At 53.1% G+C, this 17,286-nt stretch carries 18 protein-coding genes; 15 read left to right on the forward strand and 3 right to left on the reverse strand.

Annotation, left to right across the window (positions count from 1 at the left end):
* Positions 1-16 precede the first annotated feature (16 nt).
* The 6 genes from pabC (at position 17) to ptsG (ending at position 6,141) form a co-directional block, all read left to right on the forward strand.
* Positions 17-826: an aminodeoxychorismate lyase gene (gene pabC, locus OGX93_RS09960; RefSeq protein WP_286449636.1), complete on the forward strand. Its 810-nt coding sequence runs from the start codon at positions 17-19 to the stop codon at positions 824-826.
* 2 nt (positions 827-828) lie between these two features.
* Positions 829-1,851 (forward strand): cell division protein YceG, encoded by a 1,023-nt coding sequence (gene yceG / locus OGX93_RS09965; RefSeq protein ID WP_049008934.1) that lies wholly within the window; start codon positions 829-831, stop codon positions 1,849-1,851.
* Positions 1,841-2,482: a dTMP kinase gene (gene tmk, locus OGX93_RS09970; protein ID WP_115609382.1), complete on the forward strand. Its 642-nt coding sequence runs from the start codon at positions 1,841-1,843 to the stop codon at positions 2,480-2,482. The genes yceG and tmk overlap by 11 nt, the downstream gene beginning before the upstream one ends.
* Entirely contained in the window at positions 2,479-3,483 is a 1,005-nt protein-coding gene (gene holB / locus OGX93_RS09975; protein WP_115609381.1) for a DNA polymerase III subunit delta', read from the forward strand. The genes tmk and holB overlap by 4 nt, the downstream gene beginning before the upstream one ends.
* A 10-nt stretch (positions 3,484-3,493) precedes the next feature.
* On the forward strand, positions 3,494-4,291 hold the full coding sequence (locus OGX93_RS09980; RefSeq protein ID WP_115609380.1) for a metal-dependent hydrolase: 798 nt from the start codon (positions 3,494-3,496) through the stop codon (positions 4,289-4,291).
* A gap of 416 nt (positions 4,292-4,707) precedes the next feature.
* Positions 4,708-6,141 (forward strand): PTS glucose transporter subunit IIBC, encoded by a 1,434-nt coding sequence (gene ptsG, locus OGX93_RS09985; RefSeq protein WP_200053585.1) that lies wholly within the window; start codon positions 4,708-4,710, stop codon positions 6,139-6,141.
* Between the two features lie 191 nt (positions 6,142-6,332).
* Here the strand turns inward: ptsG and fhuE are convergent, their stop codons facing one another.
* Positions 6,333-8,531, reverse strand: coding sequence for a ferric-rhodotorulic acid/ferric-coprogen receptor FhuE (gene fhuE, locus OGX93_RS09990; protein ID WP_286449635.1), 2,199 nt, complete (start codon positions 8,529-8,531; stop codon positions 6,333-6,335).
* 354 nt (positions 8,532-8,885) lie between these two features.
* On the opposite strand from fhuE, the gene hinT reads away from it, so the two are divergent.
* From hinT to OGX93_RS10030, 8 genes are all read left to right on the forward strand, one after another.
* Complete coding sequence (gene hinT, locus OGX93_RS09995; RefSeq protein ID WP_115182342.1) at positions 8,886-9,245, forward strand: purine nucleoside phosphoramidase; 360 nt, start codon at positions 8,886-8,888, stop codon at positions 9,243-9,245.
* 2 nt (positions 9,246-9,247) lie between these two features.
* On the forward strand, positions 9,248-9,622 hold the full coding sequence (locus OGX93_RS10000; protein WP_286449634.1) for a YcfL family putative periplasmic lipoprotein: 375 nt from the start codon (positions 9,248-9,250) through the stop codon (positions 9,620-9,622).
* A gap of 13 nt (positions 9,623-9,635) precedes the next feature.
* The gene (gene lpoB / locus OGX93_RS10005; RefSeq protein WP_049008938.1) at positions 9,636-10,277 is read left to right on the forward strand and encodes a penicillin-binding protein activator LpoB; all 642 of its coding nucleotides are present in this window, start codon (positions 9,636-9,638) and stop codon (positions 10,275-10,277) included.
* A complete protein-coding gene (gene thiK / locus OGX93_RS10010; RefSeq protein WP_286449633.1) occupies positions 10,258-11,082 on the forward strand; it encodes a thiamine kinase in 825 nt (274 codons plus the stop codon). Before lpoB ends, thiK begins: the two co-directional genes overlap by 20 nt.
* A 10-nt stretch (positions 11,083-11,092) precedes the next feature.
* Positions 11,093-12,118, forward strand: a complete 1,026-nt coding sequence (gene nagZ / locus OGX93_RS10015; RefSeq protein ID WP_130028442.1) for a beta-N-acetylhexosaminidase — start codon at positions 11,093-11,095, stop codon at positions 12,116-12,118.
* A 23-nt stretch (positions 12,119-12,141) separates the two neighbouring features.
* Positions 12,142-12,684, forward strand: a complete 543-nt coding sequence (gene ycfP / locus OGX93_RS10020) for an alpha/beta hydrolase YcfP (protein ID WP_012132812.1) — start codon at positions 12,142-12,144, stop codon at positions 12,682-12,684.
* A 249-nt stretch (positions 12,685-12,933) separates the two neighbouring features.
* On the forward strand, positions 12,934-14,238 hold the full coding sequence (ndh, locus tag OGX93_RS10025) for an NADH-quinone dehydrogenase (protein ID WP_024130434.1): 1,305 nt from the start codon (positions 12,934-12,936) through the stop codon (positions 14,236-14,238).
* Between the two features lie 235 nt (positions 14,239-14,473).
* Positions 14,474-15,013 carry a glycine zipper 2TM domain-containing protein gene (locus OGX93_RS10030; protein WP_024130433.1) on the forward strand — a complete coding sequence of 180 codons (540 nt, stop codon included), beginning with the start codon at positions 14,474-14,476 and terminating at the stop codon, positions 15,011-15,013.
* Positions 15,014-15,086: 73 nt separating this feature from the next.
* Here the strand turns inward: OGX93_RS10030 and comR are convergent, their stop codons facing one another.
* Positions 15,087-15,722, reverse strand: coding sequence for a TetR family copper-responsive transcriptional repressor ComR (gene comR / locus OGX93_RS10035; RefSeq protein WP_024130432.1), 636 nt, complete (start codon positions 15,720-15,722; stop codon positions 15,087-15,089).
* Between the two features lie 240 nt (positions 15,723-15,962).
* Between comR and bhsA the strand changes: the two genes are divergently transcribed.
* A complete protein-coding gene (gene bhsA / locus OGX93_RS10040) occupies positions 15,963-16,220 on the forward strand; it encodes a multiple stress resistance protein BhsA (RefSeq protein ID WP_047457498.1) in 258 nt (85 codons plus the stop codon).
* A gap of 79 nt (positions 16,221-16,299) precedes the next feature.
* Here bhsA and ldtC read toward each other — a convergent pair whose 3' ends face one another.
* Positions 16,300-17,265, reverse strand: coding sequence for a L,D-transpeptidase LdtC (gene ldtC / locus OGX93_RS10045; RefSeq protein ID WP_024130431.1), 966 nt, complete (start codon positions 17,263-17,265; stop codon positions 16,300-16,302).
* Positions 17,266-17,286: the final 21 nt, after the last annotated feature.

A 17,286-nucleotide genomic window follows, 5' to 3' on the forward strand; every position in this document is an offset into this window, starting at 1 on the left:
CGAATAAGGAGCCACTATGTTCTTAATTAATGGCCGTGAACAGGATTCTCTTGCCGCCAGCGATCGCGCGACGCAGTTTGGCGATGGCTGTTTCACTACTGCGCGAATCCGTGACGGTAGAATTTGCCTCCTGCCCGCACACCTTCGCCGTTTGCAGGATGCCTGCGAAAAACTGCTGCTTCCCTTCAGTCAATGGACGGAACTGCAACACGAAATGATGGCGATGGCAGCAGGCCAGAACAGTGGTGTACTGAAAGTTATTCTGAGTCGTGGCAGCGGCGGCAGGGGCTACAGCCCGTCAAACTGTCGTGCGGCCACGCGAATTTTATCCGTTTCTCCTTATCCCACTCATTATGAACGCTGGCGTACGGAAGGTATTACGCTGGCGCTAAGCCCCGTACGGCTGGGGCGTAACCCTATGCTTGCGGGTATAAAACACCTTAACCGGCTGGAACAGGTACTGATCCGGTCTCATCTTGAGCAGACAAACGCCGATGAAGCGCTGGTTCTTGACAGCGAGGGATGGGTTACGGAATGCTGTGCGGCTAATTTGTTCTGGCGTAAAGAGAATGTGGTGTATACGCCGCGCCTGGATCAGGCGGGGGTAAACGGCATTATGCGACAATTTTGTTTACAGTCGCTGGCACAATCGCCTTTCCAGGTTGTCGAAGTGTATGCCGGGGAGGACGCGCTTATGCAGGCCGATGAGATGGTTATCTGCAATGCGTTGATGCCCGTGATTCCCGTGCGCGCCTGTGGCGATAAACTGATGTTTGCACGTTCATTGTTCGATTTTTTAGCCCCACTTTGTGAGCACCCGAATTAGTCATGAAAAGAATGTTACGCTTTTTCCTTCTGCTGGTCGTTGTGTTGGGCATTGCCGCTGGCGCAGGAATGTGGAAAGTGCGCCAACTGGCCGACAGCCCCTTGTTAATAAAAGAAGAGACGATCTTTACCCTGAAGGCCGGAACCGGGCGTCTGGCATTAGGCGATCAACTCTACGCCGACAAGATTATCAATCGGCCGCGCGTGTTTCAGTGGTTGCTGCGCGTTGAACCTGAATTATCAAACTTTAAAGCGGGCACCTATCGTTTAACGCCTGATATGACCGTACGGGAGATGCTGAAACTGCTGGAAAGTGGTAAAGAAGCACAGTTCCCGCTACGTCTGGTCGAAGGGATGCGCCTGAGCGATTACCTGAATCAGTTGCGAAATGCGCCTTATATTCAGCATACGCTTAGCGATGACCGTTACGAAACCGTCGCGCAGGCGCTGAAGCTGGAGAACCCGGAGTGGCTTGAAGGCTGGTTCTGGCCGGACACCTGGATGTATACCGCCAACACCACCGATGTCGCACTTTTGAAGCGTGCGCATCAAAAGATGGTTAAAGCGGTAGATGACGTCTGGGAAGGGCGCGCGGAAGGGCTGCCTTATAAAGATAAGAATCAACTGGTGACGATGGCGTCTATTATCGAAAAAGAGACGGCCGTCGCCAGCGAACGCGACCAGGTGGCATCGGTCTTTATTAACCGTCTGCGTATTGGTATGCGTTTGCAGACCGATCCGACCGTGATTTACGGCATGGGGGCGAGTTATAATGGTAAGCTGTCGCGCGCGGCGCTGGAAACGCCGACGGCGTATAACACCTATACCATCACCGGGTTGCCGCCAGGTCCTATCGCCATGCCTGGCGAAGCCTCTTTGAAAGCCGCCGCGCATCCGGCGAAAACGCCGTACCTCTATTTTGTGGCTGACGGAAAGGGCGGTCACACGTTTAACACCAATCTTGCCAGCCATAACCGGTCAGTGCAGGACTACCTGAAAGTGCTTAAGGAAAAAAATGGGCAGTAACTATATCGTCATCGAAGGCCTGGAAGGCGCCGGAAAAACCACCGCGCGTAACGTGGTGGTGGAAACACTTGAGCAACTGGGTATTCACGACATGATTTTTACGCGTGAGCCGGGCGGCACCCAGCTTGCAGAGAAATTAAGAAGTCTGGTGCTGGACATCAAATCGGTGGGTGATGAAACGATCACGGATAAAGCTGAAGTGCTGATGTTTTATGCCGCGCGAGTGCAACTGGTGGAAACCGTTATCAAGCCTGCGCTGGCGAAAGGAACATGGGTCATTGGCGATCGCCATGATCTGTCCACTCAGGCCTACCAGGGCGGCGGCCGTGGGATCGATCAGACAATGCTGGCGACGCTGCGTGATGCTGTATTGGGCGACTTCCGTCCTGACCTGACCCTGTATCTGGATGTGACGCCGGAGGTTGGCTTAAAACGCGCGCGCGCGCGCGGCGAGCTTGACCGCATTGAGCAGGAGTCTCTGGATTTCTTCAATCGCACGCGTGCCCGCTACCTTGAACTGGCCGCCAGCGATGCCAGCATTCGCACCATTGATGCGACTCAGCCGCTGGAGGCTGTGATGAACGATATTCGCACAACCGTAACGGCCTGGATCAAGGAGCTGGGTGCATGAAATGGTATCCGTGGTTACGGCCAGACTTTGAAAAACTGGTAGCAAGCTATCAGGCGGGTCGGGGCCACCATGCGTTACTGATTCAGGCGTTGCCCGGAATGGGGGATGATGCGCTGATTTATGCCCTCAGTCGTTATTTGCTGTGCCAGCAACCGGAAGGGCATAAAAGCTGCGGGCGCTGTCGTGGCTGCCAGTTAATGCAGGCGGGTACGCATCCTGACTATTATTCGCTGTTGCCGGAAAAGGGAAAAAGCACCCTTGGCGTGGACGCGGTACGCGACGTGGGCGAGAAGCTGTACGAACATTCTCGACTTGGCGGCGCGAAAGTCGTGTTGATCCCGGATGCGGCCCTGCTGACTGATGCCGCGGCGAATGCCTTATTAAAGACGCTGGAAGAGCCGCCGGAGCAAACCTGGTTCTTCCTTGCCAGCCGTGAACCGGCACGCCTGCTGGCGACTTTACGCAGCCGCTGCCGCCTGCATCATCTTGCGCCGCCATCTGAACAATACGCTGTTTCCTGGCTTTCTCGTGAAGTGACAATGTCACAAGAGACGTTGCTGGCGGCGCTGCGCCTGAGCGCAGGGGCTCCCGGCGCCGCTCTGGCGTTGTTGCAGGCCGACAGCTGGGCGCATCGTAACGCGCTTTGCGAAGCGCTGGCGAATACGCTGCAATCCGGCGACTGGTATATCCTTCTGTCGGTGTTGAATCACGAACAGGCCGCCACACGTTTACACTGGCTGGCGACGCTGCTTATGGATGCCCTTAAATACCAGTATGGCGCTTCCAGCCTGACAAATCAGGATGCCGGAACGCTGGTGGCGTCGATAGCTGAACGGTTATCCGTCGCACGCATCCAGGCCATACTCAGCGATGTCTGCCATTGTCGCGAACAGCTGATTAACGTGACCGGATTAAACCGCGAACTGGTATTAACCGATCTTATTCTCCGCATAGAGCATTACCTGCAACCAGGCGCCATGTTGCCTGTTTCCCATCTTTGAGAGAGACATTATGTTTTTAGTCGACTCACACTGCCATCTTGATGGCCTGGATTATCAATCTCTGCATAAGGACGTGGATGACGTGCTGGCAAAAGCCGCCGCGCGCGATGTGAAGTTCTGCCTGGCGGTGGCGACAACCCTGCCCGGATACCGAAGTATGCGCGAACTGGTTGGCGAGCGGGATAACGTTGTGTTTTCCTGCGGCGTACACCCGTTAAACCAGGATGAAACATACGATGTGGAAAACCTGCGTCGCTTTGCCGCTGAAGAAGGCGTGGTGGCCATGGGGGAGACCGGGCTGGATTATTTTTATACGCCGGAAACAAAAGTTCGCCAGCAAGAATCCTTCATTAACCATATTCAGATTGGCCGTGAATTAAATAAACCCGTGATTGTGCATACCCGTGACGCACGCGCCGATACGCTGGCGATTTTGCGCGAAGAAAAAGTGACGGATTGCGGTGGCGTACTACACTGTTTTACAGAGGACAGGGAGACGGCGGGTAAATTATTGGATCTTGGGTTTTATATCTCTTTTTCCGGGATCGTGACCTTCCGCAACGCGGAGCAGTTACGTGATGCCGCCCGCTATGTTCCTCTGGATCGTCTGCTGGTTGAGACGGACTCTCCTTATCTTGCTCCGGTGCCGCATCGTGGTAAAGAGAACCAGCCTGCAATGGTTCGCGATGTCGCAGAGTATATGGCCGTATTGAAGGGTGTTGCCGTTGAAGAACTGGCGCAGGCAACCACTGAAAACTTTGCCCGCCTGTTCCACATCGACGCTTCTCGCCTGCAATCAACCCGTTAACTGAGTTTTTTTAAAGCTCGTAATTAATATTCAAAGCGAGTAAAGTTCACCGCCACAAAATGGGCGGTGAATGAGCAAATTGTAACATTCAGACACTCATTTTGTCAGAATGTGATGGTTTTATGGCTGTCTGGAGCTGAAACGTGATAGCCGTCAAACAAAACCGAGCTTATTTATTTTACTCTGTGTAATAAATAAAGGGCGCTTAGATGCCCTGTCCACGGCGAGGTTCTCCCCCCTCGCCAATGCGTGAAAACGTAGAATACACAAAATCATTCAGGCTGCATCAGGGCGGCAAGTGAGTAAATTGCAGGAGCTTACTTGAGTAAGTGACTGGGATGAACGAGCGCAGCCAACGCTGAGGCGGTTTGAAGGATGAAGTGTATAAGCACAAATACTCAGGAGCACTCCTAATTATGTTTAAGAATGCATTTGCTAACCTGCAAAAGGTCGGTAAATCGCTGATGCTACCGGTATCCGTACTGCCTATCGCAGGTATCCTGCTGGGCGTCGGTTCCGCTAACTTCAGCTGGCTGCCAGCCGTTGTGTCGCACGTTATGGCAGAAGCAGGCGGTTCTGTTTTTGCAAATATGCCGCTGATTTTCGCCATTGGTGTCGCACTGGGCTTCACCAACAACGACGGCGTTTCGGCTCTGGCCTCGGTTGTCGCTTACGGCATCATGGTCAAAACCATGGCCGTGGTTGCGCCGCTGGTTCTGCATTTACCTGCTGAAGAAATCGCAGCAAAACACCTGGCGGATACCGGTGTTCTCGGGGGGATTATCTCCGGTGCGATTGCAGCGTACATGTTCAACCGCTTCTACCGTATCAAATTGCCTGAGTATCTGGGCTTCTTTGCGGGTAAACGCTTTGTGCCGATCATTTCTGGTCTGGCTGCCATCTTCACCGGCGTGATCCTGTCCTTCATTTGGCCGCCGATCGGGACGGCTATCCAGACGTTCTCTCAGTGGGCTGCTTACCAGAACCCGGTTGTGGCGTTCGGTATCTATGGCTTCATTGAACGCTGCCTGGTGCCGTTTGGTCTGCACCATATCTGGAACGTTCCTTTCCAGATGCAGATTGGTGAATACACCAACGCAGCAGGTCAGGTGTTCCACGGCGACATTCCTCGCTATATGGCGGGCGACCCGACTGCGGGCAAACTGTCCGGCGGCTTCCTGTTCAAAATGTACGGTCTGCCTGCTGCGGCTATCGCGATCTGGCACTCTGCTAAACCGGAAAACCGCGCGAAAGTGGGCGGTATCATGATCTCCGCAGCGTTGACCTCGTTCCTGACCGGTATCACCGAGCCGATCGAGTTCTCCTTCATGTTCGTTGCGCCGATCCTGTACGTTATCCACGCGATTCTGGCAGGTCTGGCATTCCCGATCTGTATCCTGCTGGGTATGCGTGACGGTACATCGTTCTCGCACGGTCTGATCGACTTCATCGTTCTGTCTGGCAACAGCAGCAAACTGTGGCTGTTCCCGATTGTTGGTGCAGGTTATGCGATTATTTACTACACCGTCTTCCGTGTGCTGATTAAAGCGCTGGATCTGAAAACGCCGGGTCGTGAAGACGCGAGCGAAGACAACAAAGTGGGCGCAACCAGTGAAATGGCTCCGGCCCTGATCGCCGCGTTTGGTGGTAAAGAGAACATCACTAACCTCGACGCATGTATCACCCGTCTGCGCGTTAGCGTTGCTGACGTTGCTAAAGTGGATCAGGCTGGCCTGAAGACGCTTGGCGCAGCTGGTGTCGTCGTCGCAGGTTCCGGCGTTCAGGCTATTTTCGGTACGAAATCCGATAACCTGAAAACGGAAATGGATGAATACATTCGCAATAGCTAAGCAGTAAGACGTTGGGGAGAACTAAGGCAGCCAAATGGCTGCCTTTTTTACGCTGTGTTGCCGGATGGCGCGTGGCTTATCCGGCCTACGGTTATAGCACAGTTGTAGGCCTGATAAGGCGTTAGCCGCCATCAGGCTTGCGAGAACGTAAAAAAGGGAGCCAGATGGCTCCCTTCTCGTCAGTAACGTTATCAGAACTGATAGCTTGCAGTAATGCTGACGTTACGTGGTTCGCCGTAGACAATAGAACCATCGATATTGGTGTCGTAGGTTTTGTCTAACAAGTTGTTGATGTTGCCCTGTACGGCGAAGTTTTTGGTTACCTGGTAGCGAGTGAACAGATCCACTAATGCATAGCTGCCTTGTTCCGCGCGCCATGTGCCGTATGGTGTGACAGTGTCGCTGCCGTGAACACGGTTCTGCCAGTTAACGCCACCGCCGACGGTCAACTCAGGCATGACTGGCAGACGGTAGCTGGTAAACAGCTTCACGGTTGTACGTGGCAAGTTCGGATTCACCGCATTTCCCTCGTTATCTTCTGCGATAAAGCGCGTTGCGCCGAAAGTCATCTGCCAGTTGTCGGTGATAGCGCCGTTAATTTCGAATTCAACGCCTTTGCTGACGGTTCCATCTACCGCTTTATAAGCGGTGTCACCGTTACTACCTGAAATCGGTCTACCGGTCGACTGACCGACGTTATCCTGCTCAATACGGAAGACCGACAATGTGGTGGTCAGGCGGCTGTTCATCCAGTCAGATTTCAAGCCCACTTCATAGTTGTTACCCGTAATAGGGGCGAGGTATTTACCCGAGCTATCACGATAGTTTTGTGGCTGGAAGATGGAAGTATAGCTGGCGTAGGCAGACCAGTTATCATCAATGTCATACACCAGTCCGGCATATGGCGTGGTATGGTTTTTCTCCATCCGGTAGGTCAGCGTGTCGATACTCCAGTTGGTGTAGCGAGCGCCGATGATCAGATGCAGCGGATCGGCCAGCGAAATGCGAGTCGCTGCATAGAGCGATTTCATGTGCGTGGTATCATCCTGGGCAACGGTTTGTTGACCCCAGTTTGTTTCCGGGAAGTTACCGTCGTAGTTGTAGAAATTGCCCAGTTCATCCGGGAATACGTTCGCCCAGGTATTCATATAGCGGTTATTCTGTTTGCTGTAGCTTCCACCGATCATCAGGTTATGCTGACGGCCAAACAGGTCGTAGCCCCCATCGGCGAAAAGATCGACAGCATCGACTTTACGTTTGCCGCTGTTCCAGCCCGTACCGCCAATGTAACCGTACTCTGGCCCGTAGTTGGCGTAAGGGCCAACCAGCATACCGGTGTCTTTATTGACATAGGCATCCAGGTACATCATTTTGCTGTCGAATTTGATTTCAGAATGCGTGGCGTTGAGCGTTGCCTGCCAGGTATCCGCAAAACGCTGATTCAGCGTGACAAAGACTTTATTAAACTCTTTATCGTTGTAGGTCCAGTCTGGAGCGGTACTGCGCGAGCGGTCATATTTGTTGGTGCTGCCATCCGTATTCCAGCGAGGTAAACCGCCCCAGGTCGGGCTGTTAACGTCGATGCGTTGATATTCATACCCGGCGGAAAGGCTGGTTGTGCTCCCCAGATCGGCATCGATAATGCCGGAGAAGAATGTTTTCTCGCTGTTATAACGATCCAGCCATGAGTCATTGTTCTGATAACCCGCAACAATCCGCGCACGTACGTTACCGTCTTCTGTCAGCGGGCTTTGTAAATCGGTTACGTAACGCTGTTTGTTCCAGCTTCCATATTCCGCAGACACATTACCTTTGAATTCACGGCTGGTGGCATGTTTGCGGATCATATTGATAGACGCGGAAGGGTTGCCGGTTCCGGTCATTAATCCATTTGCGCCGCGTACGACTTCCACACGTTCAAACAGGGCCGTGTCAGAAAGGGCATCGCCAAGATTCCAGCGTGATTCAAAATAGGTGGGGATGCCATCGACCATGTAGTTGTCGATGAGGAAACCGCGTGAGTAGTAGAGGTTGCGGTCGGAGTCTGACTGGCTTCTGCTGATACCCAGCGTGCTGTCCATTACATCGCCAAGGGTTTGTAATTGCTGATCAGCCATGCGTTGCTGGCTGATGATACTGACAGACTGAGGAATATCGCGCTGCGCCATCTGCATTTTAGTGCCAGCGGTTGTCGTTTTAACGTTGTAGTCCTGTTCTTCATCGCTGGACGTGTCGGCTTGTGATGCGCTATCAACAACGATTGTTTCTTCTGTTGTGGTAGCGGCGAAGCTGGTGGAAGGCATCAATGCCATAGCGATGCAGGCTGCCAGCAGAGTGGGAACTGCGGCAGGCTGACGCTGCTCATCCTGGGTGTGTGTTGTGAAAGACATCGAAAAACCCCTAATAATGATGAACGTTAAGTTCAAACCATGAAATGGCATGGCGAACCCTTTTAATTTTCTAACCATCAAATGCGCATGAAAATGCAAATGCGAAATATACGCACTTGCATTAATGCTGTAAACAGATGTTACGGGTGAAAATGAAATCTTGTTTCAGTGTTATGAGGTGCAAAGAGAAGAGGGAAATGAGTATAAGCGCAGCAACTGACAGATTTTTTGCTTAATAAATCGTGGGTTAAAGTTGAAAGAGCGTGAGTAACTCGCTCATACTCTATACTCGCAGTGTGGCTCGGCGTAGCATGGCGCAACGTTATGGCTAATTTTGAAAAAAGGAAAAATGTCGTGGCAGAAGAAACTATATTCAGCAAAATTATCCGTCGTGAAATCCCCTCGGATATCGTTTACCAGGATGAACTGGTTACCGCATTTCGCGATATTTCGCCGCAGGCGCCCACGCACATTCTGATCATCCCGAATACCCTGATCCCAACGGTTAATGATGTCACGGCGGAGCACGAACAGGCGCTGGGCCGTATGATCACCGTCGCGGCAAAAATTGCCGGGCAGGAAGGCATTGCCGAAGACGGCTACCGCCTGATCATGAATACTAACCGTCATGGCGGGCAGGAGGTTTATCACATTCATATGCACCTGCTGGGCGGGTGTGCGCTGGGGCCGATGCTGGCGCATAAAGGCCTCTGACAATGACCAGAGGATGCCTTGCGATATCACTGGCCTTACTGTTGCTTGCGGGTTGTCGCTCACACCCTGAAATTCCGGTCAGTGATGAACAGACACTGGTGATGGAGTCAACGCTGCTGGCGGCCGGTATCACGGCGGAAGCGCCTACGTTGACGACGTCCGATATTCAGCCTTCTGCATCCTCACGCCTCTATAACGAAAGGCAAGAACCCGTTACCGTGCATTATCGGTTTTACTGGTATGACGCCAGAGGGCTGGAAATGCATCCTCTGGAAGCGCCACGCAGTGTGACTATCCCGGCGCGTTCGTCGGTCACGCTGTATGGCAGCGCCAATTATCTGGGGGCGCATAAGGTTAGACTTTATCTTTATTTGTAAGGGGTGAATTTTGATGACGAAAATGAATCGCTACGCACTGGTGGCCGCGCTGGCGATATTCCTCTCCGGTTGTGTGGGGCAACGTGAACCCGCACCGGTTGATGAAGTCAAACCGGCGCCGGAACAGCCAGCTGAGCCGCAGCAGCCTGTGCCGGTCGTGCCATCGGTGCCGACGATCCCGCAACAGCCGGGCCCGATTGAACACGAAGACCAGACCGCACAGCCTGCGCCGCGCGTGCGCCATTATGACTGGAACAGCGCGATGCAGCCGATGGTCGGAAAAATGCTCCAGGCTGATGGCGTAACGGCGGGTAACGTACTGCTGGTCGATAGCGTAAATAATCGCACCAACGGTTCGCTCAACGCGGGCGAGGCCACAGAGACTTTACGTAATGCGCTGGCGAATAACGGTAAATTTACGCTGGTTTCCGCGCAGCAACTGGCGATGGCGAAGCAGCAACTGGGTTTATCACCGCAGGACAGCCTCGGTACGCGCAGTAAAGCGATTGGCATCGCCCGTAACGTAGGGGCGCAATATGTGCTCTATTCCAGCGCGGCGGGTAACGTCAATGCGCCATCGCTGCAAATGCAGTTAATGCTGGTACAAACTGGCGAGATAATCTGGTCAGGTAAAGGTGCAGTCCAGCAACAATAATCTACTGACGCGCGACGACGTTTTGTCGCGCTACTTCCCGCAATATCATCCCGTCGCCGCCTGCCACAACGGATTAAGCGGCGGGAGTTGCATCATTGAACATGACGCCCGCCGTCTGGTGCTCCGTTGCCATCATGATCCCTTCGCGCCTGAATCTGATTTTTTGCGTCAGTATCACGCGTTGTCACGTTTACCGGAAACCCTTGCTCCCAGACCGCGTTTTTATATTCCCGGCTGGATGGCGGTGGACTATTTGCAGGGAGAGGTAAAATCTGGATTACCGGATACCGACGAACTGGCGGGCTTACTGTATCATCTGCATCAACAACCGCGTTTTGGCTGGCGTATTTCGCTGTTACCGCTGCTTGTGCGCTACTGGCAGGGGAGCGATCCGGCACGCAGGACGCCGTACTGGCTACGGATGCTAAAACGGCTGCGAGCGGCGCGGGAACCTCGTCCGCTGCGTCTGGCGCCTTTGCATATGGATGTCCACGGCGATAACCTGGTACAGACGGCATCGGGGCTACGGTTGATTGACTGGGAATACGCCGGGGACGGCGATATCGCTCTGGAACTGGCCGCCGTATGGGTAGAGGATGAGCGGCAGCATCAACGGCTGGTGGCATCCTATGCCGCCGTTGCGCATATCTGTCCGCAAACGCTATGGCGGCAGGTCAGGTTATGGCGCCCCTGGGTAATGATGCTGAAAGCCGGATGGTTTGAATACCGCTGGCAGCAAACCGGCGAACAACAATTTATCAGGCTGGCCGACGACGACTGGCGGCAGCTGAAAAAGAAAGGATAAGGAGAGCAGTGTGGGTCCAGTAATGTTGGATGTCGAAGGGTTTGAGCTGGACGCAGAAGAGCGCGAGATTCTGGCCCATCCGCTGGTGGGGGGGCTGATCCTCTTTACGCGTAATTATCATGACCCGGAGCAGCTGCGCGAGTTAGTCCGCCAGATTCGGGCGGCTTCGTGCAATCATCTGGTGGTGGCGGTTGACCAGGAAGGCGGACGCGTACAGCGTTTTCGTGAAGGTTTTACCCGCCTGCCAGCCGCACAATCTTTTGCTGCGCTGCAAGGGCTGGAAGAAGGGGGCAAACTGGCGCAGGACGCCGGGTGGCTAATGGCCAGCGAGATGATCGCGATGGACATTGATATCAGTTTCGCGCCGGTGCTGGATGTCGGGCATATCAGCGCAGCAATTGGCGAGCGTTCTTACCATGCCGATCCGCTTAAAGCTCTGGCAATGGCGACGCGTTTTATCGACGGGATGCATGCTGCCGGAATGAAAACCACCGGTAAGCACTTCCCCGGACATGGGGCAGTCACTGCCGATTCGCACAAAGAAACGCCGACCGATCCGCGTCCTGAGGCGGAAATTCGCGCCAGGGATATGTCGGTGTTCCGTTCGCTAATCACCGGGAACAAACTTGATGCGATTATGCCGGCGCACGTCATATACAGCGATGTCGATCCGCGTCCGGCGAGTGGTTCACCGCACTGGCTGAAAACGGTGCTGCGTGAGGAACTTGGTTTTGATGGCGTGATTTTCTCCGATGACCTGTCGATGGAAGGGGCGGCGATTATGGGGAGCTACGCGGAGCGCGGGCAGGCGTCGCTGGATGCGGGTTGCGATATGATCCTGGTCTGTAATAATCGTAAAGGAGCGGTCAGCGTGTTAGATAATCTGTCGCCGATCAATGCAGAACGTGTTACGCGTTTGTATCATAAAGGTTCATTTTCGCGTCAGGAGTTGATGGACTCCGCACGCTGGAAAACGGTCAGCGCCCAGCTTAACCAGTTGCATGAACGCTGGCAGGAAGAAAAAGCAGGTCATTAACCCGAGTTTTGTGTGAGGATGCGATGATTATCTATTTACACGGTTTTGACTCCAACAGTCCGGGTAACCACGAGAAAGTGTTGCAGCTACAGTTTATTGATTCGGATGTCAGACTGATCAGCTATAGCACACGGCATCCCAAACATGACATGCAGCATCTGCTGAAAGAAGTAGACAAAATGTTGCAACTGAATGTGGACGATCGGCCATTAATTTGTGGCGTAGGACTGGGTGGGTATTGGGCGGAGCGGATTGGCTTCCTGTGCGACATACGCCAGGTGGTATTCAACCCTAATCTGTTCCCCTATGAGAACATGGAAGGCAAAATCGACCGCCCGGAAGAGTATGCCGATATCGCAACGAAATGCGTCACCAATTTCCGCGAAAAAAACCGCGATCGCTGCCTGGTGATCCTGTCCCGGCATGATGAAGCGCTGGACAGCCATCGTTCGGCAAAAGAGCTGCATCATTTCTATGAAATTGTCTGGGACGAAGAGCAGACCCATAAATTTAAGAATATCTCTCCTCATTTACAGAGGATAAAAGCGTTTAAAACGTTAGGTTAAGCCGTTATAACCCGATCACCCCCCTCAGAAACCAGCCTTCGGGCTGGTTTTTTTATGGGCATTCAGGCAGGGTTGTCTATCTTTTCAGCGAGAAAACTTGATGTACATCAATTTTGGTATGACCAATGCACCGTTCGTGTTATTCTCACTAGCGAAGTCACTTTGCATTACCGTAACTTATTGTTAATTAAAGGCTATATTTATAACTTTTACTTAACAATTGGTTAATAAATTTAAGGGGGGGTCACGTTGACTACACCATTGAAAAAGATCGTGATTGTCGGCGGCGGTGCTGGCGGGCTTGAAATGGCGACTCAGTTGGGTAAAAAACTGGGTCGTAAGAAAAAGGCAAAAATCACGCTGGTGGACAGAAACCACAGCCATCTGTGGAAGCCGTTGCTGCATGAAGTGGCGACCGGTTCACTGGACGAAGGCGTGGACGCTCTGAGCTACCTGGCGCATGCGCGTAATCATGGTTTCCAGTTCCAGTTGGGTTCGGTTATGGATATCGATCGTGAAGCGAAAACGATCACCATTGCGGAACTGCGTGACGAGAAAGGGGAACTGTTGGTTCCTGAGCGTAAAATCGCGTACGACACCCTGGTGATGGCGCTGGGCAGCACCTCTAACGACTTCAACACCCCTGGCGTTAAAGAACACTGTATTTTCCTGGACAACCCGCATCAGGCGCGTCGCTTCCATCAGGAAATGCTGAACCTGTTCCTGAAATACTCTTCCAGCATGGGGGTTAGCGGTAAGGTCAACATCGCGATTGTCGGTGGCGGCGCAACGGGCGTGGAGCTTTCTGCGGAACTGCATAACGCTGTGAAACAGCTGCACAGCTACGGCTACAAAGGCCTGACTAACGAAGCGCTGAACGTGACGCTGGTTGAAGCCGGTGAGCGCATTCTGCCTGCGCTGCCGCCGCGTATTTCCGCTGCGGCGCATAGCGAACTGACCAAACTGGGCGTACGCGTACTGACTCAGACGATGGTGACCAGCGCAGACGAAGGCGGCCTGCACACGAAAGATGGCGAACACATCAAAGCTGACCTGATGGTGTGGGCGGCAGGGATTAAAGCGCCTGATTTCCTGAAAGATATTGGCGGGCTGGAAACTAACCGCATCAACCAGTTAGTGGTTGAACCGACGCTGCAAACCACCCGTGACCCGGATGTTTATGCCATCGGCGACTGTGCTTCCTGCGCACGTCCTGAAGGGGGCTTTGTGCCGCCGCGCGCTCAGGCCGCGCATCAGATGGCAAGCTGCGCACTGAATAATATTCTGGCGCAGATGAAAGGCAAACCGATGAAAGACTACGTTTATAAAGATCACGGTTCGCTGGTATCGCTCTCTAATTTCTCGACTGTCGGCAGCCTGATGGGGAACCTGATGCGCGGTTCAATGATGGTGGAAGGGCGTATCGCGCGTTTTGTTTACATTTCGCTTTACCGTATGCACCAGATTGCGCTGCACGGTTACTTTAAAACCGGGTTAATGATGTTAGTAGGCAGCATTAACCGTGTGATTCGCCCGCGTCTGAAACTGCATTAATCCTTACCGTATCGCCTGATGGCGCTTCGCTTATCAGGCCTACGGCTCGCACAGCATGTAGGCCGGATAAGGCCATCGGCCGCCATCCGGCAATTTAATCGCGCCATTTGCTTCAGAGTTCTCTGAATCGTGTCTGTTTGCCGCATAACCCCGCACTTTTCATCCTCTTTCTGATTTGCTTAACCCCACTGCTGGTTGCAAAATTGTTACTAATAGAAAAAAAGGAGGAATTCCCGTGAATAAATCAATGTTGGCGGGTATAGGGATTGGCGTAGCTGCTGCGCTGGGTGTGGCGGCGGTGGCCAGTCTGAACGTTTTTGACCGTAGCCCGAAATATGCGCAAGTCGTATCAGCCACACCCATAAAAGAAACCGTCAAAACACCGCGTCAGGAATGCCGCAACGTGACGGTCACGCACCGCAAACCTGTTCAGGACGAAAATCGCATTGCCGGTTCGGTGCTTGGCGCGGTTGCTGGCGGCGTGATTGGTCATCAGTTCGGCGGTGGTCGTGGTAAAGATGTGGCGACCGTCGTCGGGGCGCTGGGCGGAGGGTACGCCGGTAACCAAATCCAGGGATCAATGCAGGAAAATGACACCTACACCTCTACGCAGCAGCGTTGTAAAACGGTGTATGACAAGTCAGAGAAAATGCTGGGCTATGACGTCACTTACAAGATTGGCGATCAGCAGGGGAAAATCCGCATGGATAAAGATCCCGGAACGCAAATCCCGCTTGATAATAACGGTCAATTGATTCTGAATAACGACGCGTAAAAAAAGCTGTACTCTGCACGTTAGCCCCTCATTCGCTCAGGCTGAGGGGCTTTTTTTATCAGACGGTCAGGCGCTAAGCCTTCAGCATCTCCGGCCACAGCCGTAGGGTGGTGCGGGTTATCTGCATCAGTTTGTCAAACGTCGCGCCTTCACGCGCACTGATCGACATTCCTTGTAAAATACAGTTCAGATATTCCGCCAGCGTTTGTGGATTGCAGTGCGCCGGAATTTCCCCGCGCTCCTGCCGCTGGCGCAAAAACTGGGTCAGCGTCTGCTCCTGCATCGCGTGGCGGGATTTCACCGTATGGGCGATTTCACGGGAGGAGGCGGCCAGTGTGGCGGACGTGTTGATCATAAAGCACCCGGCAGGGGTGTCTTTACTGGTGAAGCATGTCGCGACGGCGGTGAAATAGTCTTCCAGCGCGGACTCAACGCTTTTTTCTTCACAAAAGAGCTGGGCCTCATGTTTTGCCGCAAAACGGCTGATATAGCGGTCCAGCACTGCGCGGAACAACCCTTCCTTGTTCGTAAATTCTGCGTACAGCGTGGGCGCTTTTGCGCCGGTCGCTTCCACGAGGTCGGCGAGCGATGTTGCTTCATAGCCGTGCTGCCAGAAGAGTGTCATGGCCTTATCAAGCGCGGCTTCCCTGTCGAACACTTTTGGTCGGCCACGGCTTTTTTTTACGCAACCTGTCGAGTCAGTTGTCATGATGCCGTTGTACCTTGTTGGGTTTGTTGAACAACCATTATAAAAATAATCCCGCTCAGTCTCCAGCGCATTCAGAAGAAAAATAATTCACCTGTATTGATATGAAAAATAAGTTCTTTTTAATTTATATAATGATCGTTATAAAAAAATGTTGACGTGTGACCTGGATCACATCTATGATTTACCTATCGATCGTTAAGTAAATATTTCGACACCGTTCATCTGCTAAAGGTCACTATCATGAAAAACGTAAAAACCCTCATTGCTGCCGCTGTACTGAGTTCACTCTCTTTCGCAAGTTTCGCTGCTGTTGAAGTTCAGGCGACGCCTGTAGATCAACAGAAAGTGGGCACCATTTCCGCAACCGCCGGGACTAACCTGGGATCTCTGGAAGATCAACTGGCGCAGAAAGCGGATGAAATGGGCGCGAAATCTTTCCGCATTACTTCGGTAACCGGTCCTAACACCCTCCACGGGACTGCGGTTATCTACAAATAAGCATTAACCCTCATTAATGCCACTGCTACTGCCACAAAAAAGCCCCGCTGTCTGAGCGGGGCTTTTTTATTATCCGACGTTACATCGACTGCTGCGTTATCCCGGGATGGCGGGTGACATCGACCGGCATTCCTGAACGCACTTCCATAACATGCTCCATAACGGCGGCATCGGTCTGTGCGGCATCTTTGAAAGCCTGCATTTGACCGTTCAATACGATCGGCAATATCTGCGGGTCGTCATCAATATTCTTCGATAACGGCTGGTGGACTTCTACCAGGCGCATGCCGCCAGGTTCAACGGACGCTTTGATCGGCGTATTAATAATGTTGACCTTCGTACCCGGCGTGACCTGACGGAACAGCGTCTCAATATCACCGTCACGCAGGCGAATACAGCCGGAACTGACGCGCATCCCGATACCGAAATCAGCATTCGTGCCGTGCAGCAAGTAGACGCCGCCATAAGCCGCTAAGCGGATCGCATGATGGCCCATTGGGTTATCCGGCCCGGCGGGAACCACGGCAGGGAGGTCTATTCCCTGAGCCTTGTAACGGGCGCGGATATTCGCCGTAGGCGTCCAGGTTGGGTTCGCGCGCTTATCCGAGACGGTAGTGACCATCGTTGGCGTCAACGTATCGCCACCCAGTTGACCGATACCGATTGGATACACGGTCACCGAATTTTTTCCGGGAGGATAGTAATACAGACGCAATTCGGCGAGGTTAATCACAATACCTTCGCGCGGCGCATCCGGCAGTAAGGTTTGCAGAGGGATGGTCAGAACGCTGCCCGCGCGGGGAACGTAAGGATCAACGCCCGGGTTTGCCTGTAGCAACGCTAAAAAACCGACATTGTATTTTTTAGCAATCGCCTCCAGCGAGCCGCCGTTGTTTTCGACAACGTGAAATGTATTCTCGCCCACCAGTTTGCTGCCGGGAGGAGGAAGCGGCCATGTGTTCGCCTGCGCCGGTATCGCCAGCGCTACGGACGCGGCGAGCGTAAAAAACGCCAGCCAGCGGGAAAGTCGCATGTTATTCATTATCATCACAAATCAAAGGGTTAT

Origin of the sequence: Citrobacter sp. CK195, from assembly GCF_030333365.1 — a bacterium.
In the GTDB taxonomy this organism is placed as follows: domain Bacteria; phylum Pseudomonadota; class Gammaproteobacteria; order Enterobacterales; family Enterobacteriaceae; genus Citrobacter_B; species Citrobacter_B koseri.

Coding starts and splice junctions, on each gene's coding strand:
- pabC (WP_286449636.1), top strand. CDS start 17: ATGTTCTTAATTAATGGCCGTGAACAGGATTCTCTTGCCGCCAGCGAT.
- yceG (WP_049008934.1), top strand. CDS start 829: ATGAAAAGAATGTTACGCTTTTTCCTTCTGCTGGTCGTTGTGTTGGGC.
- tmk (WP_115609382.1), top strand. CDS start 1,841: ATGGGCAGTAACTATATCGTCATCGAAGGCCTGGAAGGCGCCGGAAAA.
- holB (WP_115609381.1), top strand. CDS start 2,479: ATGAAATGGTATCCGTGGTTACGGCCAGACTTTGAAAAACTGGTAGCA.
- OGX93_RS09980 (WP_115609380.1), top strand. CDS start 3,494: ATGTTTTTAGTCGACTCACACTGCCATCTTGATGGCCTGGATTATCAA.
- ptsG (WP_200053585.1), top strand. CDS start 4,708: ATGTTTAAGAATGCATTTGCTAACCTGCAAAAGGTCGGTAAATCGCTG.
- fhuE (WP_286449635.1), bottom strand. CDS start 8,531: ATGTCTTTCACAACACACACCCAGGATGAGCAGCGTCAGCCTGCCGCA.
- OGX93_RS10000 (WP_286449634.1), top strand. CDS start 9,248: ATGACCAGAGGATGCCTTGCGATATCACTGGCCTTACTGTTGCTTGCG.
- lpoB (WP_049008938.1), top strand. CDS start 9,636: ATGACGAAAATGAATCGCTACGCACTGGTGGCCGCGCTGGCGATATTC.
- ycfP (WP_012132812.1), top strand. CDS start 12,142: ATGATTATCTATTTACACGGTTTTGACTCCAACAGTCCGGGTAACCAC.
- comR (WP_024130432.1), bottom strand. CDS start 15,722: ATGACAACTGACTCGACAGGTTGCGTAAAAAAAAGCCGTGGCCGACCA.
- bhsA (WP_047457498.1), top strand. CDS start 15,963: ATGAAAAACGTAAAAACCCTCATTGCTGCCGCTGTACTGAGTTCACTC.